At 71.4% G+C, this 15,618-nt stretch carries 17 protein-coding genes and 1 tRNA gene; 6 read left to right on the forward strand and 12 right to left on the reverse strand.

From position 1 onward, the window contains the following. Positions 1–3: 3 nt before the first annotated feature. The 7 genes from FXF60_RS12790 to FXF60_RS12820 form a co-directional block, all read right to left on the reverse strand. Entirely contained in the window at positions 4–756 is a 753-nt protein-coding gene (locus FXF60_RS12790) for an ABC transporter ATP-binding protein (protein WP_151526363.1), read from the reverse strand. A gap of 94 nt (positions 757–850) precedes the next feature. Then, a complete protein-coding gene (locus FXF60_RS12795) occupies positions 851–1,549 on the reverse strand; it encodes a response regulator (protein ID WP_151526364.1) in 699 nt (232 codons plus the stop codon). Further along, positions 1,546–2,802, reverse strand: a complete 1,257-nt coding sequence (locus FXF60_RS12800; RefSeq protein ID WP_151526365.1) for a sensor histidine kinase — start codon at positions 2,800–2,802, stop codon at positions 1,546–1,548. Before FXF60_RS12800 ends, FXF60_RS12795 begins: the two co-directional genes overlap by 4 nt. A gap of 202 nt (positions 2,803–3,004) precedes the next feature. Next, positions 3,005–3,322: an NIPSNAP family protein gene (locus FXF60_RS12805; protein ID WP_151526366.1), complete on the reverse strand. Its 318-nt coding sequence runs from the start codon at positions 3,320–3,322 to the stop codon at positions 3,005–3,007. 209 nt (positions 3,323–3,531) lie between these two features. Then, on the reverse strand, positions 3,532–4,005 hold the full coding sequence (locus tag FXF60_RS12810; protein WP_151526367.1) for an ester cyclase: 474 nt from the start codon (positions 4,003–4,005) through the stop codon (positions 3,532–3,534). A gap of 221 nt (positions 4,006–4,226) precedes the next feature. Next, the gene (locus tag FXF60_RS12815) at positions 4,227–4,832 is read right to left on the reverse strand and encodes a TetR/AcrR family transcriptional regulator (RefSeq protein ID WP_202879633.1); all 606 of its coding nucleotides are present in this window, start codon (positions 4,830–4,832) and stop codon (positions 4,227–4,229) included. A gap of 146 nt (positions 4,833–4,978) precedes the next feature. After that, the gene (locus FXF60_RS12820) at positions 4,979–5,482 is read right to left on the reverse strand and encodes a MarR family winged helix-turn-helix transcriptional regulator (protein ID WP_151526369.1); all 504 of its coding nucleotides are present in this window, start codon (positions 5,480–5,482) and stop codon (positions 4,979–4,981) included. Positions 5,483–5,648: 166 nt separating this feature from the next. Here FXF60_RS12820 and FXF60_RS12825 point away from each other — a divergent pair, with 166 nt between their 5' ends. Continuing rightward, positions 5,649–6,407 carry an SDR family NAD(P)-dependent oxidoreductase gene (locus FXF60_RS12825; protein WP_238335848.1) on the forward strand — a complete coding sequence of 253 codons (759 nt, stop codon included), beginning with the start codon at positions 5,649–5,651 and terminating at the stop codon, positions 6,405–6,407. 102 nt (positions 6,408–6,509) lie between these two features. Here the strand turns inward: FXF60_RS12825 and FXF60_RS12830 are convergent. Continuing rightward, positions 6,510–6,586, reverse strand: a tRNA-Pro gene (locus tag FXF60_RS12830). Between the two features lie 115 nt (positions 6,587–6,701). Here FXF60_RS12830 and FXF60_RS12835 point away from each other — a divergent pair. Further along, entirely contained in the window at positions 6,702–8,147 is a 1,446-nt protein-coding gene (locus FXF60_RS12835; protein ID WP_151526371.1) for an AAA family ATPase, read from the forward strand. Here FXF60_RS12835 and FXF60_RS12840 read toward each other — a convergent pair. From FXF60_RS12840 to FXF60_RS12850, 3 genes are read right to left on the reverse strand one after another with little or no spacing between them, the layout of a single operon-like run. Next, the gene (locus tag FXF60_RS12840) at positions 8,138–9,097 is read right to left on the reverse strand and encodes a metallophosphoesterase (RefSeq protein ID WP_151526372.1); all 960 of its coding nucleotides are present in this window, start codon (positions 9,095–9,097) and stop codon (positions 8,138–8,140) included. The two genes, FXF60_RS12835 and FXF60_RS12840, sit on opposite strands and share 10 nt — an antisense overlap. Before the next feature lie 4 nt (positions 9,098–9,101). Continuing rightward, complete coding sequence (locus FXF60_RS12845; protein WP_151526373.1) at positions 9,102–9,566, reverse strand: GatB/YqeY domain-containing protein; 465 nt, start codon at positions 9,564–9,566, stop codon at positions 9,102–9,104. A 51-nt stretch (positions 9,567–9,617) separates the two neighbouring features. After that, entirely contained in the window at positions 9,618–12,221 is a 2,604-nt protein-coding gene (locus FXF60_RS12850; protein ID WP_192796735.1) for a penicillin-binding protein, read from the reverse strand. Positions 12,222–12,331: 110 nt separating this feature from the next. On the opposite strand from FXF60_RS12850, the gene sp36 reads away from it, so the two are divergent. The 4 genes from sp36 (at position 12,332) to FXF60_RS12870 (ending at position 14,797) form a co-directional block, all read left to right on the forward strand. Continuing rightward, a complete protein-coding gene (gene sp36, locus FXF60_RS12855; protein WP_151526375.1) occupies positions 12,332–12,499 on the forward strand; it encodes a Sp36 family protein in 168 nt (55 codons plus the stop codon). 10 nt (positions 12,500–12,509) lie between these two features. Continuing rightward, entirely contained in the window at positions 12,510–13,007 is a 498-nt protein-coding gene (locus FXF60_RS12860; protein WP_151526376.1) for a RidA family protein, read from the forward strand. A gap of 3 nt (positions 13,008–13,010) precedes the next feature. Next, on the forward strand, positions 13,011–13,868 hold the full coding sequence (locus FXF60_RS12865; RefSeq protein ID WP_192796736.1) for an NUDIX hydrolase: 858 nt from the start codon (positions 13,011–13,013) through the stop codon (positions 13,866–13,868). A gap of 107 nt (positions 13,869–13,975) precedes the next feature. Further along, complete coding sequence (locus FXF60_RS12870) at positions 13,976–14,797, forward strand: MBL fold metallo-hydrolase (protein ID WP_151526377.1); 822 nt, start codon at positions 13,976–13,978, stop codon at positions 14,795–14,797. 9 nt (positions 14,798–14,806) lie between these two features. On the opposite strand, the gene FXF60_RS12875 is transcribed toward FXF60_RS12870, so the two are convergent. Continuing rightward, entirely contained in the window at positions 14,807–15,484 is a 678-nt protein-coding gene (locus tag FXF60_RS12875) for a Crp/Fnr family transcriptional regulator (protein WP_151526378.1), read from the reverse strand. Positions 15,485–15,618: the final 134 nt, after the last annotated feature.

Raw genomic sequence — 15,618 nt, forward strand, 5'->3', positions numbered from 1 at the left:
TGCTCACCGGCCGATCGCGAGCAGACGGGTGGTGACCTGCTCGGCAGTGGCTCCGGCCTCGTCGTGGACGACCAGGCCGTCGGCGAGGTACAGCACCCGGTCGGCGGTCGCCGCCACCTGCGCGTCGTGGGTGACGACGACGACCGTCTGCCCGAACCGTCGGGCGGTGGCACGGAGCACGCCGAGGACGTGGGCACCGGTGCGGGAGTCCAGGGCACCGGTCGGCTCGTCGGCGAACACGACCGCAGGACGTGTGACGAGCGCCCGGGCGATCGCCACCCGTTGTGCCTGCCCACCGGAGAGCTCGCCGGGGCGTCGCGCCACGAGGTCCGCGAGCCCGAGGGCATCGACGAGCTGGTCGACCCAGACAGGGTCCGTCTCGCGACCGGCGAGGACGAGGGGAAGGCAGATGTTGTCGAGCACGCCGAGGTGGGGGATGAGGTTGTATGCCTGGAAGACGAAGCCGACGTGCTCCCTGCGGTACCGGGTGAGACCGTCGGCGGACAGGCCCGTCGTGTCCTGGCTGCCGATGACCACCCGCCCGGAGGTCGGGACGTCGAGGCCGGCGGCGACGTTGAGCAAGGTGGACTTGCCCGACCCGGACTGGCCCACGACGGAGGTCATCGAGCCGGAAGGCAGGGTGAGGGTGACTCCCCGCAGGGCAGCCACGGGTTGGGCGCCGCCGGGATAGGTCTTGTGGACGTCAACGAGACGTAGCGCGGTGGAGGTGGAGACGTCGTACGCGGTGGTGGTCATGACAGTGGTCGCTCCTGGTGGGGGTGTCGGTCACCACCGACGCTAGGGAGCGGGGGAGTGTGGGGCGAGCCGCCAAGGATGGAGCCGCGCGGATTCATCCTTTCGGTGGAGGGCCCGGCCCGCCTCCGGTGTCGCCGACCGTGACCACCCCGCTCTGGTAGGCCCACACGACGGCCTGGAGGCGTGAGGTGACACCGAGCTTCGGCATCATCCGGGCCAGGTGGGACTTGACGGTGGAGACCTCCAGGACGAGGGTTCGCGCGATGTCCTCGTTGGACAGGCCCTCGGCGAGGAGCAGGAGGATGTCGGTCTCCCGCGGGGTGAGCACGTCGCTGGCCCGCGACGCGGTCACCGGTTGGGTCCGTCGGCGTTCGACGAGCTCGCCGATGACCCGTCGGGTCAGGCCGTCGGCGATGGTCCCTTGCCCGGCGGCGACGGAGCGAATGGCTGCGATGACCTCGTCCGGCTCCGCGTCCTTGAGGAGGAAGCCGGAGGCGCCCGCCTCGAGCGCCCCGAACAGGTGCTCGTCGGTGTCGAAGGTCGTGAGGACGAGGACGGGGATGCGGGGGGAGGCGTCGGGTCCGGCCAGCTCCCGGGTGGCGGCGATGCCGTCGCGACGCGGCATCCGGATGTCGAGACACGCGACGTGTGGACGCTCGGTCCGCGCCCGCTCCACCGCCTCGACGCCGTCGGCGGCGGTCGCCACGACGTCGATGTCAGGCTCCGAGGACAGCAGCGCGGAGAGACCGGCGCGCACCAGGGGCTCGTCATCAGCCACCAGGACGCGGATCATCCCTGGGTCTCCGCATCCTCATGTCCGGGCGGGTCGCCTGGCAGGGAGAGGTTCACGCACCACCCACCGTCGTCGGTCGGGCCGTAGGACAGGCGTGCTCCGGTGAGACTGGCACGCTCTCGCATTCCCACGAGACCGTAGCCCGTGCCCGGCGGTGTCGGGTCGTCGGCTGGCGCCCGGTGGTTGACCACCCGGATGCGGGTCGTGTGGGCATCCCGCGTGTCGAGTATGACCTCGCACCGGGCGCCGGGAGCGTGCCTGGCGGCGTTGACCAGCGACTCCTGGACGGTGCGGTAGGCGCCGAACTGGGCCAGGGGGCCCACCCGGCCGTCGAGGACATCGCCGGATCCGGGACCGAGAACGGTGAGCTCGACGTCGGTGCCCGCGCGCCGGGCGTGGTCCACGAGAGCAGGGAGGGAGGAGAGGGTCTCGGGGGCGGTTGTGCCCGCCGGTCCGTTGTCCTCGCGCAGGAGGGTCACGAGGCTGCGGAGGTCGCGCAGCATCGCCTTGCTCTGGTGGCGCACCTGCTCGACGGCCCGCTTCGCGCCCTCCGGGTCGGTGTCGATCTGGCGACCCAGAGCACCGGTCATGACCGTGATCCCGGACAGGTGGTGCGCGGCGATGTCGTGCAGCTCTCGTGCCGTCGCGGTCCGTTCCCGCGCGACCGCGACCTGAACCAGGGCGTCGTGCTCGCGCACGACGGCCTGGGCCTGCGCGGCGCGGGCGGTGACGACATCGCGGCGGGCGGTGACGAACGCGGCCATCGCGAAGGGAAGGCCCACCGTCCCGACTCCCTGGACCACCGACGAGCCCAGGACCGCAGCGACGCTGCCGTCGTCGCTCCGTTGCACGAGCAGCTGTCCGGCACCGACGAGGATCGCCGCGAGAGCTGCCGCCCGGAGCGCTCGGGTCACCCCTTCGTGCAGGACGGCGCTGAACGCAGCGACGATGACCGCCACGGAGGTGATCCCCGTGGCCCCGTCCATCCCGGCGAGTGCCGCCACCGGGGCGCAGGCTGCGACGAGCACCAGGACCGACCGGGGGCCTCGTCGCCGCCACAGCAGGGCGAGGGACTGGACCGATCCCAGCGTGAGACCCACCCACCAGGCGGCATCCGCGACCTCCGGGAGCCGCGTGGTGAACGTGGGGTCGCTCGCCGCGATGAGCGGGAGGGAGAACAGCAGCGCCACGGTCACGCCCCACGAACCTGCGGCGATCAGGGCGTCGACCGCGCGGACCGGGTGGCTGGTCATCCCGGGGCACCGCCGACCGGCGGGCCGGCCCCCGGCATACACCGCCACCAGAGTGTCGTCATGGTCCAGAGGTTAGGGGACGCGGCCGGAGCGGCGGGGTGCCGCTGAGAACGTCGGCACCCCGCCCGTCAGGCGCCGTGCCCGATGCGCGGCCCAGGTTCGGCTCGGAAACCACGCGTCGAGGACGCCACCGCCCGCGCGTTCAGCCAAGGGGCGATCCCGCCACAGGCTCCAGCAAGAGGTCCTCCACGCCGAGGATCGCGTCGACATCGAAGCCCTCCATGTCGGCTGCCAGCTCCGGGCTAGCCACGTAGGCATCGAGGAAGGCGTCGGGACGGACACCTTCCTCGAACGACAGAAGCGCGATCAGGCGATGCTGACCGTCTGCGTGCTGGGTCCAGAAGCCGTGGACGGTGGCACCGAACTTGGGCATGCTGGCGATGTGACGCGGCCAATGAACCGTCGCGTACTGGTGAAGTGCCTCGGCGGTGCTGAGGGTGTAGGTCTTGAGCTGGTACATGGTGCGCTCCGTTCGAGTGTGTGGAGTGACGAGAAGGAGTTCGCGCGGAAGAGGCGCGGACCCAAGGGAAGGGGCCGGTTGGCCGTCGCACCAGTGGCTGCGTGGCGTCGCCGTGCGGTGGACCGAGGCACCACCAAGGCGCGCTGAAGGCGTCTTGGTGGTGCTCTCGGACTACCGCGATGCTCGGTTCAGCGCGGTGCAGTCGTGAGTCACGCGCCGACCTCGGCGGTCCTGGCGGACTCGATCGCGGCCTCGAAGTCGGGAGCCGCGCCGAGCTGCGAGAACCAGACGTTGGCCGAGTTGTAGCACTTGAAGGCCTCGATCTTGCCGTCCCGCAGGTACCAGAAGTCGGCCGTCGGCACGTTGATCCGATGGCCAGTGGGGGCGATCTCCCCGGCTGGCGTCGGGAAGGCCCCGAGGTGGGTGCCCTGGATGAGCAGCTCAACGGCAACGACGTCGTCGCCCACGCTGTGCATGCTCAGCACCTCTCGGTGGATGTCAGGGAAGGCACTGGTCAGGCCGGTCAGGGCCATGGGGATGTCGTCACGGCCGACCGTCACCGAGTTGGGCATGTCGTTGAACGTGCCGTCCTCCGTGAAGAGGGCGGCGAAGCCCTCCTTGTCGAGACCGATTCCCTCCGCCGTGCGGTATGCCTCGCGGACGATCTCTTCGTTGCTCGTCACTGTGTGTACTCCTTGTAGGTGGTGTGGTCCCGACGAGATGCTGGGCGCTCTCCCCGGTGGGAGGCGGCCGTTGGGCCCAGCCCACCTCCCGGTGTCGGTGACTCGCTGAGGGGGTCCTGTCCGACGTGCACGGGAGTCACGGTAGCACGTTATGGACCGAATCGTCCACAATGGTGATCTCGCCATGCCCTGGTCGCGGGCAGGGATCACCTGGACGCCTGCTACCCGGTCTCAGCTTCTCCCGACCGAGTACTCCCCGTTCCAGCGTCGTGCGCGGTACGCGGCAGCAGGCGGATGGTGGTTTCCGCAGCGTCATCCAACCACTCTGCGTCGACACCGCCCTTGCCCAGCGCTTCCATCCCTCGAAGGACCGAGAGGACGAAGCGAGCCAGAGCCCCGGCGTCTGCGGTTGCGTCCAGCTCACCTTCACGCTGGGCCGCTTCGATGTCAGCGGTCAGGAGGTCAGCGAGTCCTTCGAACGTCCGGCGAGCCTGCTCCGCGACGTCGTGATCGTGCTCGGACAGCTCCGCCGCAGCCTTGGCCAACAGGCATCCGTGGTGGGCATGATCCGCACCGATACCCTGCGCCGCACTGCGGATGTGCGCGCAGAGACGGGCGAAGGCCCCGTCGTCCGGCCCGGCCAGACCGACCGATGCAGCGTCGGTGACCTCGGCGCAGTAGCCACCGAGCACTCGCAGGTACAGGTCCCGCTTGCCACCGAACGCTCCGTAGAGGCTCCCCTTGCCGAGACCGGTCGCCGTGGCGATCGCGTCCATGCTGGTTCCGGCGTAGCCCCGCGACCAGAAGAGCCCGGCCACGGTGGCCACGGTTGCTTCCTCGTCAAAGGACCGTGGTCTTCCCATTCCTTGAGGATAGCCGTACTTGACGGCTCGGTCCATATCCGTTCGGAGCCATCGAGGCCGTCCGGCCTCGGGCCGCGGGGCGGTGTGGCGGCGGCCACGCCGAGCGCCCGCTATCTCGCAGAACCGGAACCGGTGCCGGGCGACCAGCCGTCGTCGTCCCGGATGGCGCGCATGATGCGCCGGCTGATCTCTCGGAGCTGACGCGCCTGGGGCCGGGTGAGGGGTTCGAGGACCAGCCGGTTGACGGTCCGCACATGCCCGGGGGTGGCCTGCTGAACCTTGGCTCGGCCGGCACTGGTCAGGCTGGCCAGGGTGTACCGCCCGTCGGCGGCGTCCGGCGCCCGTCGCACCCACTGCCTCTTCTCGAGTCGAGCCACGGCCCGAGACAGGCGGGAGAGCGAGCTGTTCGCAAAGCCTGCCAGGACACTCATGCGCAGCGTGCCGTCGGGGGCGTCGGCCAGGGCGAAGAGGATGCCGTACTCGAAGTGCGTGAGCTCCGCGTCGCGGAGCAGCTGTGCATCCAGGGCCGGTGGCAGCCACTCCAGCACGGTGGCCAGTGCCGCCCAGGTCTCCAGGTCCTCACCGGTGAAGGCGGTATCGCGCGGCTCCGACATGGTACGCAGGGTACGGGAGACGCGCCCTGTCGCAAGCAATCTCAGTTGACCCGTCAAGTCAATCCACCTAAGGTTGACTTGACTGAGCAAGTCATATACCGAGGGGTGTGCCTCGGCCGAGGAACGGAGGACCATGGACCTGCAGCTGACGGGGAAGCGCGCATTCGTGAGTGGATCGACGCAGGGGATCGGCTATGCCATCGCTCGTGCCCTGGCGGGTGAGGGGGTCGACGTGGTGCTCAACGGACGGGACCCAGACCGGGTCGACGAGGCGGTGGAGCGGCTGGGTGCCGAGGTGCGGAGCGCCGCGGTCTCCGGGATGGCCGCTGACTTCGCGGATCCCGCGCAGGTCCACCGGCTCGTGGACGCCGTGGGCGACGTCGACATCCTGGTCAACAACGTCGGGCACTTCGAGCTGAAGGCGTTCGGTGACATCTCGGATGAGGACTGGCGGCACTATCTCGAGGTCAACCTCATGAGCGGGGTCCGGTTGTCGCGAGGCATCCTGCCGAAGCTGCTCGCTGGGGGATGGGGTCGGATCCTCTTCATCGGGAGCGAGTCGGGCGTCAACGTCCCGGCCGACATGGTGCACTACGGGGTGAGCAAGGCCGCGATGCTCGCGCTCGGCAACGGGCTCGCCAAGCTGACGCGAGGAAGCGACGTCACCGTCAACACCATCCTCGGTGGGCCGACCTTCTCGGACGGCGTCGCGCGCACCGTGGACCACATCGCCGGAGCCCAGGGTGTCGACGCCGGCGACCTCAAGGCGGCGATCGCCGCGGGCAACCAGACCTCCCTGCTCCAGCGGTTCATCGACCCCACCGAGATCGCCAACCTGGCGCTCTACCTCGCAAGCCCGAAGTCATCGGCAACCAACGGCGCAACCCTCAGAGCGGATGGTGGCGTCCTGACCGCCATGCTCTAGGGCCCACTCGATGGAGCGCTGGCACCCCCCCGGACCCCAGAAGAACACACAGCGGACCTACAAAACGTAGGTCCGCTGTCCGGGATGTCCTGAGACATCACATGGTCGGGGTGACAGGATTTGAACCTGCGACCTCTTCGTCCCGAACGAAGCGCGCTACCAAGCTGCGCCACACCCCGTGGCTCGTGCTCCGGCCCCTCGGGGGCCGAACGCAGCGTCCGCAAGGATAGCCCACGCCGACCACCGCGACTAAATCCGTGGGGGACCGTCGGAGGCGGCCCATAGGTTGGTGCCATGGACGACGACGTCAGGGGATTCTTGCGCACCTTCGCCGAGGCGGTGGACCTCGCCCACCGCTCCATGGGGGCGGATCAGGGTGAGCCGCTCGCGGACCGGCTCACGGCATACCTCGGCACGCCGGTCGCAGAGGTGGCCGTGGTGACCGAGGAGGTGATGAACCACCGGTATGCCGACTACGACGTCGCGCTCGCCGAGGTCGCCGGGCGGGACCCGGAGGCGTCCGAGGTGGGCGTCGGCGGGGGCGACATGCGTCACCACGTGTCCCTCGGGGACCTGGTGGGCGGGGCGCACGGCCGCGGCTGCGTCGGTCAGGTGGACTACGTCTCCGTCGCGGTCGGCCCGCACGAGTACCGGCGGGCGATCGCGCTCGGGATGCGTCTGTTCCGGTACGCCGACCATCCCGTCGTCGTCATGCAGCGCAAGAGCAACCGGCAGTACGGCCGCGACACGGGCACCCTCGAGGTCATCTGCGCCGACGAGGACACCCGGGCCGCACTGCTGGACGAGCTGCGCGAGGTGGCGCTGGAGCACAGCGTGCTGCGCGGCCAGGTCATCGCCTTCGAGTCCTCTGGCTACGGTCACGAGTCGCAAGGCGTGACCTTCGTGCCCCGGCCCGGGGTCACCGAGGACCAGGTCATCCTGCCGCCGGGGTCGCTGGCCCGGGTCGCGGAGCACGTGAGCGGGATCGCCGAGCACGCCGAGACCCTGCGTCGGCACGGCCAGCACCTGAAGCGCGGCCTGCTGCTCTACGGACCGCCGGGCACCGGCAAGACGCACACGGTCCGGCACCTCATCTCGCGCAACCCGACCCACACCGTGGTGCTCCTCTCCGGAGAGTCGCTGCGGTACATCTCGCTGGCCGCCTCTCTCGCCCGGGCCCTCCAGCCCGCGGTGGTCGTGCTGGAGGACTGCGACCTGGTGGCCGAGGACCGCGGGATGGGCCCGGGCGGTCGACCGCTGCTCTTCGAGGTGCTCGACGCGATGGACGGCCTCGACAGCGACGCCGACGTGACCTTCCTGCTCACCACCAACCGGGCCCAGGCGCTGGAGCGCGCCCTGGTGCAGCGCCCCGGCCGGGTCGACCTGGCGGTGGAGATCCCGCTCCCCGACGAGCCGGGGCGCCGCCGGCTGCTGGAGCTCTACCAGGCCGGGCTGGCCTTCGGCGACGAGGCCCTCACCGACGCCGCCGGCCGGACCGAGGGGATGACGGCGTCGTTCATGAAGGAGCTGGTGCGCCGCGCGGTCCTCGCCGCCGCGGTGTCCGGTGAGGAGCCCGGCGACGAGCACCTGCGCAGCGCCCTCGACGGGCTGCTGGCGAGTCAGGAGGAGCTGACCCGGGTGCTGCTCGGCAACGCCAGGCCCGAGACGGAGGACGCGCCCGCGTCCCCCGGGGTGACGGGATGGGAGGAGGGTGGCGGCTGCGGCGACCCCTACGCCTGAGCGGCCCCTCCCGCTGACAGCGTCAGCAGGGTGGCCTCGGGGCGGCAGCAGAAGCGGAAGGGGGTGTAGGGGTTGCCGCCCAGTCCGGCGGAGACGTGCAGCCAGGCGGCGTCCGGCGGCGCCTGCACCGACGGTGCGCTCCCGGCGCCGGGCCACCACCGCGACAGGCCGGACGCGCGCGTGGTGTCGAGGTCGCAGTTGGTGACGAGTGCGCCGTACCCCGGCACGCGCAGCTGGCCGCCGTGGGTATGCCCGGCGATGAGCAGCCGTGCGCCGTCGGCGGTCATCGCGTCCAGCACCCGTTGATAGGGGGCGTGCGTGACGCCGATGGTCAGGTCGGCATCCGACGCCGCCGGCGCGGCGACGCGGGCGTAGTCGTCCAGGCCGAGGTGGGCGTCGTCGGTCCCCACCAGCTCCAGGTCCGCACCGGCGACGGGCAGGCGGACCCGCCGGTGGGTGAGGTCCTCCCAGCCGCGCCCGGTGAGCCCGTCGACGAGGTCCTGCGTCGGCAGCACCTGAGGGGTGAGGTCGGCGCCCTTGCGGTGGCTGTCGTTGAAGTAGCGCAGCGGGTTCTTCAGGGTCGGCGGGTAGTAGTCGTTGGAGCCCAGCACGAAGACGCCCGGCCGGTCCAGCAGTGGCCCGTAGCTGTCCAGGGCCGCCGGGACGGCGTCCATTGCCGCCAGATGGTCACCCGTGTGCACCACCAGGTCCGGCTCCAGGGTGGCCAGCCCCCGCACCCAGTCACGCTTGCGGGTCTGTCGCGGCACCAGGTGCAGGTCGGACAGGTGCAGCACGCGCACGTCCGGCGCTCCGGCCGGCAGGCACGGCACCCGGACCCGCCGCAGCGCGAACCATCGCGGCTCCACCCAGGTCGCGTACGCCGCTGCCCCGGCGCCGAGGACCGCCGCCGCAGCCGCTGTCCCGGCGAGCGGGCGCCATACCGAGGTCAACCGGTCAGCCCGCCAGCGCCTGCTTGACGGCTGCCGCGACCCGTCCGCCCTCGGCGCGACCCGCCACCCGGGGCGTGAGGACCTTCATCACCTGACCCATGCCGCGCATGTCGGTCGTGCCCGTCTCGGCGACCGCCGCCCGGGCCATCTCGGCGAGCTCGTCGTCACCGAGCTGGGCCGGCAGGTAGGTCTCGAGGACCGCCAGCTCGTCCTCCTCCTGCGCAGCGAGCTCAGGACGTCCGGCGCCGGAGTAGGCCTCCGCGGCCTCGCGGCGCTTCTTGGCCTCCTTGGCGATGACCTTGAGCACCTCGTCGTCGGTGAGGTCGCGGTGCTCCTTGCCGGAGACCTCCTCGGTGGTCACGGCGGTCAGCGCCATCCGCAGCGTGCCGGCGCGGACCTTGTCCTGGGCCCGCATCGCCGCGGTGAGGTCCTGCTGGAGGGTGGCCTTGAGGCCGGTCGACTCACTCATGCCGCCAGTGTCTCACCCGGCCGGGCCGGTGGCCCTTCCGTGCCGTCCGGGTCAGTCGTCACCCGGGGGGTCGTTGCCCGGCGGGTCCTCCGGCGGCTCCGGGGCAGGGGCCGGCTCCTCGGTGGGCTCCGGCTCCTCGGGCTCCGCGTCCTCGGTGGGCTCGGGCTCCTCGGTGGGATCCGGCTGCGACGGGGGCGCGGACTGGCGTGGTCGCGACGGGGCGGGCTGCTGCCGCTGGGCCGGCGGCGGCGGAGGTGCCACCCCGGTGGACACGTGCAGCGTCACCGGGTTCGAGGTCACCACCGACGAGCCCACGCCCGGGGTGGTGTAGAGGACGGTCCCTTCCGGCTGGCCGGAGGCGACGCGCACGACGCCGCCGGTCAGACCCGCGTCCGCGAGCCGGTCCTGGGCCTGGCCGACGCCCATGCCCACGACGCTGGGGATGGTCACCCGCTTGCCGTTGAGGATCTCGTTCGACGGGTCGTCCCAGTCCTGGACGTCCATGCCCTGGGAGGCGAGATCCATGATCTCCTTCCACGTCGGCGCGGCCACGGAGGACCCGAAGAGCGGCCCCTCGACGTAGCGGTCGCCCACCTGGATGTCGCGCAGGTCGCCGTCGTAGGTCGTGCCACCAGGCACGTTGCCGACGAAGACGGCCGTGGACAGCTGCGGGGTGAACCCGGCGAACCAGGTGCTCGTGGAGTCGTTGTTCGTGCCGGTCTTGCCGCCGGCCGGCCGGCCGCCGTCGAGGATGGCCCGGAAGCCCGAGCCGGACTCGTCCACCACACCCTGGAGCAGCTCGACCGCCCCGAGGGCGACGTCCTCGGGGATCACCCGGTCGCACCCGGGCAGGTCCAGCGGGAGCTCCTCGCCGTTGGCGTCAGTCACCTTGGTCACCGGGACCGGCGGGCAGTAGACGCCGCCGGAGGCGAAGGTGGCGTACGACGTCGCCACGGTCAGCGGGCTGGCCGTGTCGGCGCCCAGCACCAGCGACGGGGCCAGCGTGGTCTCGGCGTTGCCGGGGTCCAACCCGTAGGCCTGCCCGCCCGCGGCGTGCAGCCCCATCTCGGTCATCGTCTCGGCGATGTCGCAGGTGCCGACCTGGGAGGCGAGCGTGGCGAAGGCGGTGTTCACCGACAGGGCGGCGGCGGTGCGCAGCTCGATCGTGCGCTCGTGGTTCTCGTCGTTCGCGTTGCGGACGGTCCAGTGGTCCTCACCGATGGTGCAGCCGTCCTGGAAGTCGTCGCGGAAGAAGACGCCGGCCGGGAAGACCTCGTCGGCGGGCGGGTAGGAGGTGGTCGGGTTCTCCGGGTCCTCCAGCCACACGTTCCCGTAGGTGCTGTCCTCCGGCGGCCGGACCGTGAGGCTCGCCTCGACCGGCACCCCCTTCTCCATCGCCTCGACCAGGGTGTAGGCCTTCGCGATCGAGCCGATCGCCATACCGCCGGGGCCGCCGTAGGCGTTGTCGACGTTCCAGTTGACCGAGGTCTTCCGGACCTTGTCCCGGCTCTCCTCGAAGGAGTACTCGCTGGACTGGTTGAAGGCGAGGATCTTGCCGGTGCCCGGCTCGACCACCGTGGCGGCGGAGCCGAGGAAGTAGTCGTTGCCCCTCGGGGTGGCCTCGAGCAGGATGTCCTTGATCTCCCGGGACAGCTCGACGTCCAGGGTGGTCTCGATGGTCAGGCCGTTGGTCGTGATGTTCTCCAGCCGCTCGTCCCGGGTCTTGCCCAGGGCCGGCTGCTCGAGCAGCCATGCCGTGACGTAGTCGCAGAAGTAGGGGTTGCGCGACTTGAGGCAGGAGCGCTGGCTGTCGGTGACCTCCAGCATGTCCTTGACGTCGAGCGCGGTGGCCTCGTCCAGCTCCTTCTGGGTGATCATGCCCTGGTCGTGCATGTTGCCCAGCACCAGGTCACGACGGTTCTGGGCCAGCTCGGGGTCGGCGACCGGGTTGGTCGTGCTGGGGGCGCGCACCACCCCAGCCAGCAGCGCCGACTGGGAGATGGTCAGCTCGGAGGCGTTGACGTTGAAGTAGTGGCGCGCTGCGGCCTCGACGCCGAAGACGCGGTCGCCGTAGAAGGCGAGGTTGAGGTAGCCGACGAGGATCTCGTCCTTGGTCAGCCGCTCCTCGAGCGTGATCGCATACTTCAGCTCGCGCAGCTTGCGGACGTAGCCCTCCATGCCGGAACGGGCCTGGGTCTGGGCGTAGGCCTCGCTGTCGCCCTCATCCAGCGCCTGCTCCTGGAGCGCCAGCTTGATGTACTGCTGGGTGAGGGTGGACCCGCCCTGGGTGGTGTCGGTGGTGGTGTTCTGCACCACGGCCCGGGCCAGCGCCTCGACGTCCGCGCCCCCGTGCTGGAAGAAGCGCGCGTCCTCGATGGCGACCTGCGCGTCCTTCATGTGCTGACTGATCTCGTCGCTGTCGACGATGATCCGGTTCTGCTGGGCGGGTGTGGCCAGCACCGTCCCGTCGGCGGCCAGGATGCGTGACTGCTGCGCCAGCGGGTTCTGCTCCAGGTCGCCGGGCAGCTCCTCGAACATGCCGACGCTCTCCCGGGCAGCCAGGCCGCTGGCGCCCACGACCGGGGCGAGCAGGCCGGCGCCGATGATGCCCATGAGGACGGAGACGGCGAGGAAGACCCCGAGCAGGGAGGTCACCCGTGCGACAGTGAGAGCAGAGCGCATATCAGATACGGTACGGGAGTTTTCTGAGAGGTCCGGACAGGTCGCCCGCCCGGCCGTGCCGGGGGCGCCGGTACCCTCGCCGTATGACTGCACATCAGTGGGAGTACGCAACGGTTCCGCTCATGATCCACGCCACCAAGCAGATCCTGGACCAGTGGGGCGAGGACGGCTGGGAGCTGGTGCAGGTGGTCGCCGGCCCGGGCGACGGCACCAACCTGGTGGCCTACCTCAAGCGCCCGAAGAACGCCTGAGGGTGCCGTCGTGACCACAGCCGCAGAACCCGCCGGCGGGGCCGTCGAGGCCCGGCTCGCCGAGCTGGGCCACCGGGTCCCCGAGGTCGCCGCGCCCGTCGCCGCCTACGTCCCGGCGATCCGGCACGGCGACCTGGTCTTCAGCTCCGGCCAGGTCCCCTTCGTCGACGGCGCGCTCGAGCAGACGGGCAAGGTGGGCGAGGGCCCCGGCCTGGTGTCGCCCGAGGATGCCACCCGTCTGGCCGGGGTATGCGCGCTCAACGCCATCGCGGCGATCAGGTCGGTCGTCGGCGACCTCGACCGGGTGGTCCGGGTGGTCAAGGTCGTCGGCTTCGTGGCCAGCGACCCGGCCTTCGTCGGTCAGCCGGGCGTCATCAACGGCGCCTCGGAGCTGCTCGGCCACGCCTTCGGCGACGCGGGTGTGCACGCGCGGTCCGCGGTCGGTGTCGCCGTGCTGCCGCTCGACGTGCCGGTCGAGGTGGAGATCACCGTCGCCGTCCGGGACTGACCGATGACGGACGGTCGCGGCACGCGGGGGGACGCGGCATACCGTGACTTCGCCGTGCCCGAGGTCGTCGCCGACCAGGCGCGTGCCTGGTTGGCGCTGGAGGAGGACGAGCGCCCGGTCGTCCAGCCCCGTCGGTCGGCGACCGTCATGCTGCTGCGCGAGGTGCCGGCGCTCCAGGTCTTCGTGCTGCGTCGTGCCGGCAGCATGGCCTTCGCCGCCGGCATGCTGGCCTTCCCCGGCGGTGGTGTCGACGAGCGGGACGCCGACCAGGACGTGCCCTGGGCCGGCCCGTCCCCCGGCCAGTGGGCCGACCGGCTCGGCACCGACGTCGACGGCGCCCGGGAGCTGGTGACCGCCGCGGCCCGTGAGGTCTTCGAGGAGTGCGGGGTGCTGCTGGCCGGGCCCGATCCGGACCGGGTGGTCTCCGACCTGCGGGACGAGCGCTGGCGGCGGGAGCGCGAGAGGCTGCTGGACCGCTCGCAGAGCTTCGCCGAGATGTTGGGTCGCCACCGGCTGGTGCTGCGGACCGACCTGCTGGCCGTGCGCGGGCACTGGATCACGCCCGAGTGCGAGCCCCGGCGCTACGACACCAGGTTCTTCGCCGCACGCATGCCGCAGGGTCAGGAGGCCGACGACGCCAGCACCGAGGCGGACGTCGCCGACTGGCGCTCACCCGGCGAGGTCCTGGAGGGGCGACGTGCCGGTCGCGACGTGCTGCTCCCGCCGACCCAGGTCATGGTCGAGGAGCTGGACACCATCACCGACCTCGACGGCTGGCTGCGGGAGCCGGTCCAGGTGCGTCCGGTGCTGCCGGTCCCCGTCGACGACGGCGGCACCCTCACCATGCGCATACCGCGGTAGGTCGCTGCTGCCCTGGCGACACGCCCCCACCGCGGTGCCGCCACCCACCGCGGTGGGAAGGCGTCGCCCTGGCGACAGGTAGCCACCGCGGTGAGAGGCTGGACCGCATGAGCACCGCTGCCGACGCCGCCTGGACGGGCGGGCCCTGGGGTGAGCGCGCCCACGCGGTCCTGTGCCCGAACCCCTCGCCGATGACCCTGGAGGGCACCAACACCTGGGTCCTGCTCGAGCCGGGCAGCACCGAGGCGGTGGTGGTCGACCCGGGCCCGCTGCACGAGGAGCACCTGCAGGGGGTGCTCGACCACGTCGCCGAGCGGGGAGCGCGCGTCGCGCTCACCCTGCTGACCCACGGGCACGCCGACCACGCGGAGTCCGCCGACCGCTGGGCGGAGCTCACCGCCGCGCCGGTGCGCCGCGCCGGCCGCGGGCACGACGACCTCGCCGCCGGGGACGAGGTGGGCGTCGGCGGTCTGGAGCTGCTCGTCGTCCCGACCCCCGGGCATACCGCCGACTCGGTGTCCTTCCTGCTCCCGGCCGAGCAGCTGCTGCTGACCGGAGACACCATCCTCGGGCGCGGCACCACGGTCGTCGCCTATCCCGACGGCGACCTCACCTCCTACCTCGAGTCGCTGGAGCGGCTGCGCGAGCTCACCGGCAGCGGCCGCGCCACGACCATCGCCCCCGGGCACGGGCCGGTCGTGCCGGACGCGGCAGCCGTCGTCGAGCACTACCTGGCGCACCGGCACCAGCGGTTGGACCAGGTGCGCGAGGTCCTCCCGCAGCTGCGCGGCGTCGATCCGGACCCCGGCACGGATCTCGCGGACAGAGTGGTGGAGGTGGTGTATGCCGAGACCCCGCGGTCGGTGTGGCCGGCGGCGCGGTCCTCGGTCCTGGCGCAGCTCGACTACCTCGGCGAGCTCGCGGACTGACCCGGTGTGCTACCGGGCGCGGCGGCGCAACCGGTCGACGTCGATCAGGGTGACGGCCTTGGCCCCCAGGGTGACCCAGCCTCGCTGGGCGAAGTCGGCGAGCGCCTTGTTGACCGTCTCGCGGCTGGCTCCGACCAGCTGGGCGAGCTCCTCCTGGGTGAGGTCGTGCGCGACCAGCAGGCCGGACTCGGAGCGCTTCCCGAAGCGGTCGGAGAGGTCGAGCAGCGCCTTCGCCACCCGGCCGGGCACGTCGGTGAAGACCAGGTCGGAGAGTCCTTCGTTGGTCTTGCGCAACCGGTGCGCCAGCCCGGCGAGCATCTGCATCGCCACCTCGGGGTGCTGCTCGAGGAAGGAGCGCAGCGCGTCGTTGCCCAGCGAGATGAACTCGGTGTCCGACACGACGTGCGCGGTGGTGAGCCGCGGGCCGGGGTCGAACAGGCTCAGCTCGCCGAACATCTCGCCGGGTCCCAGCACCGACAGCAGGCTCTCGCGGCCGTCGGAGGCCGCCTTGGCCAGCTTCACCTTCCCCCGGGTGATGACGTAGAGCGAGTCGCCCGGATCCCCCTCGTGGAAGACGACGTCGCCGCGGGCCAGTCGTCGCGGCGTCATCGAGTCCATGAGCTGGTCGGCCGTCTCGTCATCGAGTGCGGCGAACAGCGGGGCTTTCATCACGACGTGCCGGTCCACCTCATCATCGTGCCACGAGGCGGGCCAGGATGCGCGGGTCAGGTGTGTCGGACGTCACCTCTAGATACCCCTGGCGGCTAAGAAGTCAAGCGGCGGGTGCTTGGCGGTGGGCCCAGGCGGTGTGTTCGTCGTAG

This window comes from Serinicoccus kebangsaanensis (assembly GCF_008919445.1).
Taxonomy (GTDB): Bacteria; Actinomycetota; Actinomycetes; order Actinomycetales; family Dermatophilaceae; genus Ornithinicoccus; species Ornithinicoccus kebangsaanensis.

Coding starts and splice junctions, on each gene's coding strand:
- FXF60_RS12845 (WP_151526373.1), bottom strand. CDS start 9,566: ATGAGTGAGTCGACCGGCCTCAAGGCCACCCTCCAGCAGGACCTCACC.
- FXF60_RS12805 (WP_151526366.1), bottom strand. CDS start 3,322: ATGTACCAGCTCAAGACCTACACCCTCAGCACCGCCGAGGCACTTCAC.
- FXF60_RS12790 (WP_151526363.1), bottom strand. CDS start 756: ATGACCACCACCGCGTACGACGTCTCCACCTCCACCGCGCTACGTCTC.
- sp36 (WP_151526375.1), top strand. CDS start 12,332: ATGACTGCACATCAGTGGGAGTACGCAACGGTTCCGCTCATGATCCAC.
- FXF60_RS12800 (WP_151526365.1), bottom strand. CDS start 2,802: ATGACCAGCCACCCGGTCCGCGCGGTCGACGCCCTGATCGCCGCAGGT.
- FXF60_RS12795 (WP_151526364.1), bottom strand. CDS start 1,549: ATGATCCGCGTCCTGGTGGCTGATGACGAGCCCCTGGTGCGCGCCGGT.
- FXF60_RS12870 (WP_151526377.1), top strand. CDS start 13,976: ATGAGCACCGCTGCCGACGCCGCCTGGACGGGCGGGCCCTGGGGTGAG.
- FXF60_RS12835 (WP_151526371.1), top strand. CDS start 6,702: ATGGACGACGACGTCAGGGGATTCTTGCGCACCTTCGCCGAGGCGGTG.
- FXF60_RS12865 (WP_192796736.1), top strand. CDS start 13,011: ATGACGGACGGTCGCGGCACGCGGGGGGACGCGGCATACCGTGACTTC.
- FXF60_RS12820 (WP_151526369.1), bottom strand. CDS start 5,482: ATGTCGGAGCCGCGCGATACCGCCTTCACCGGTGAGGACCTGGAGACC.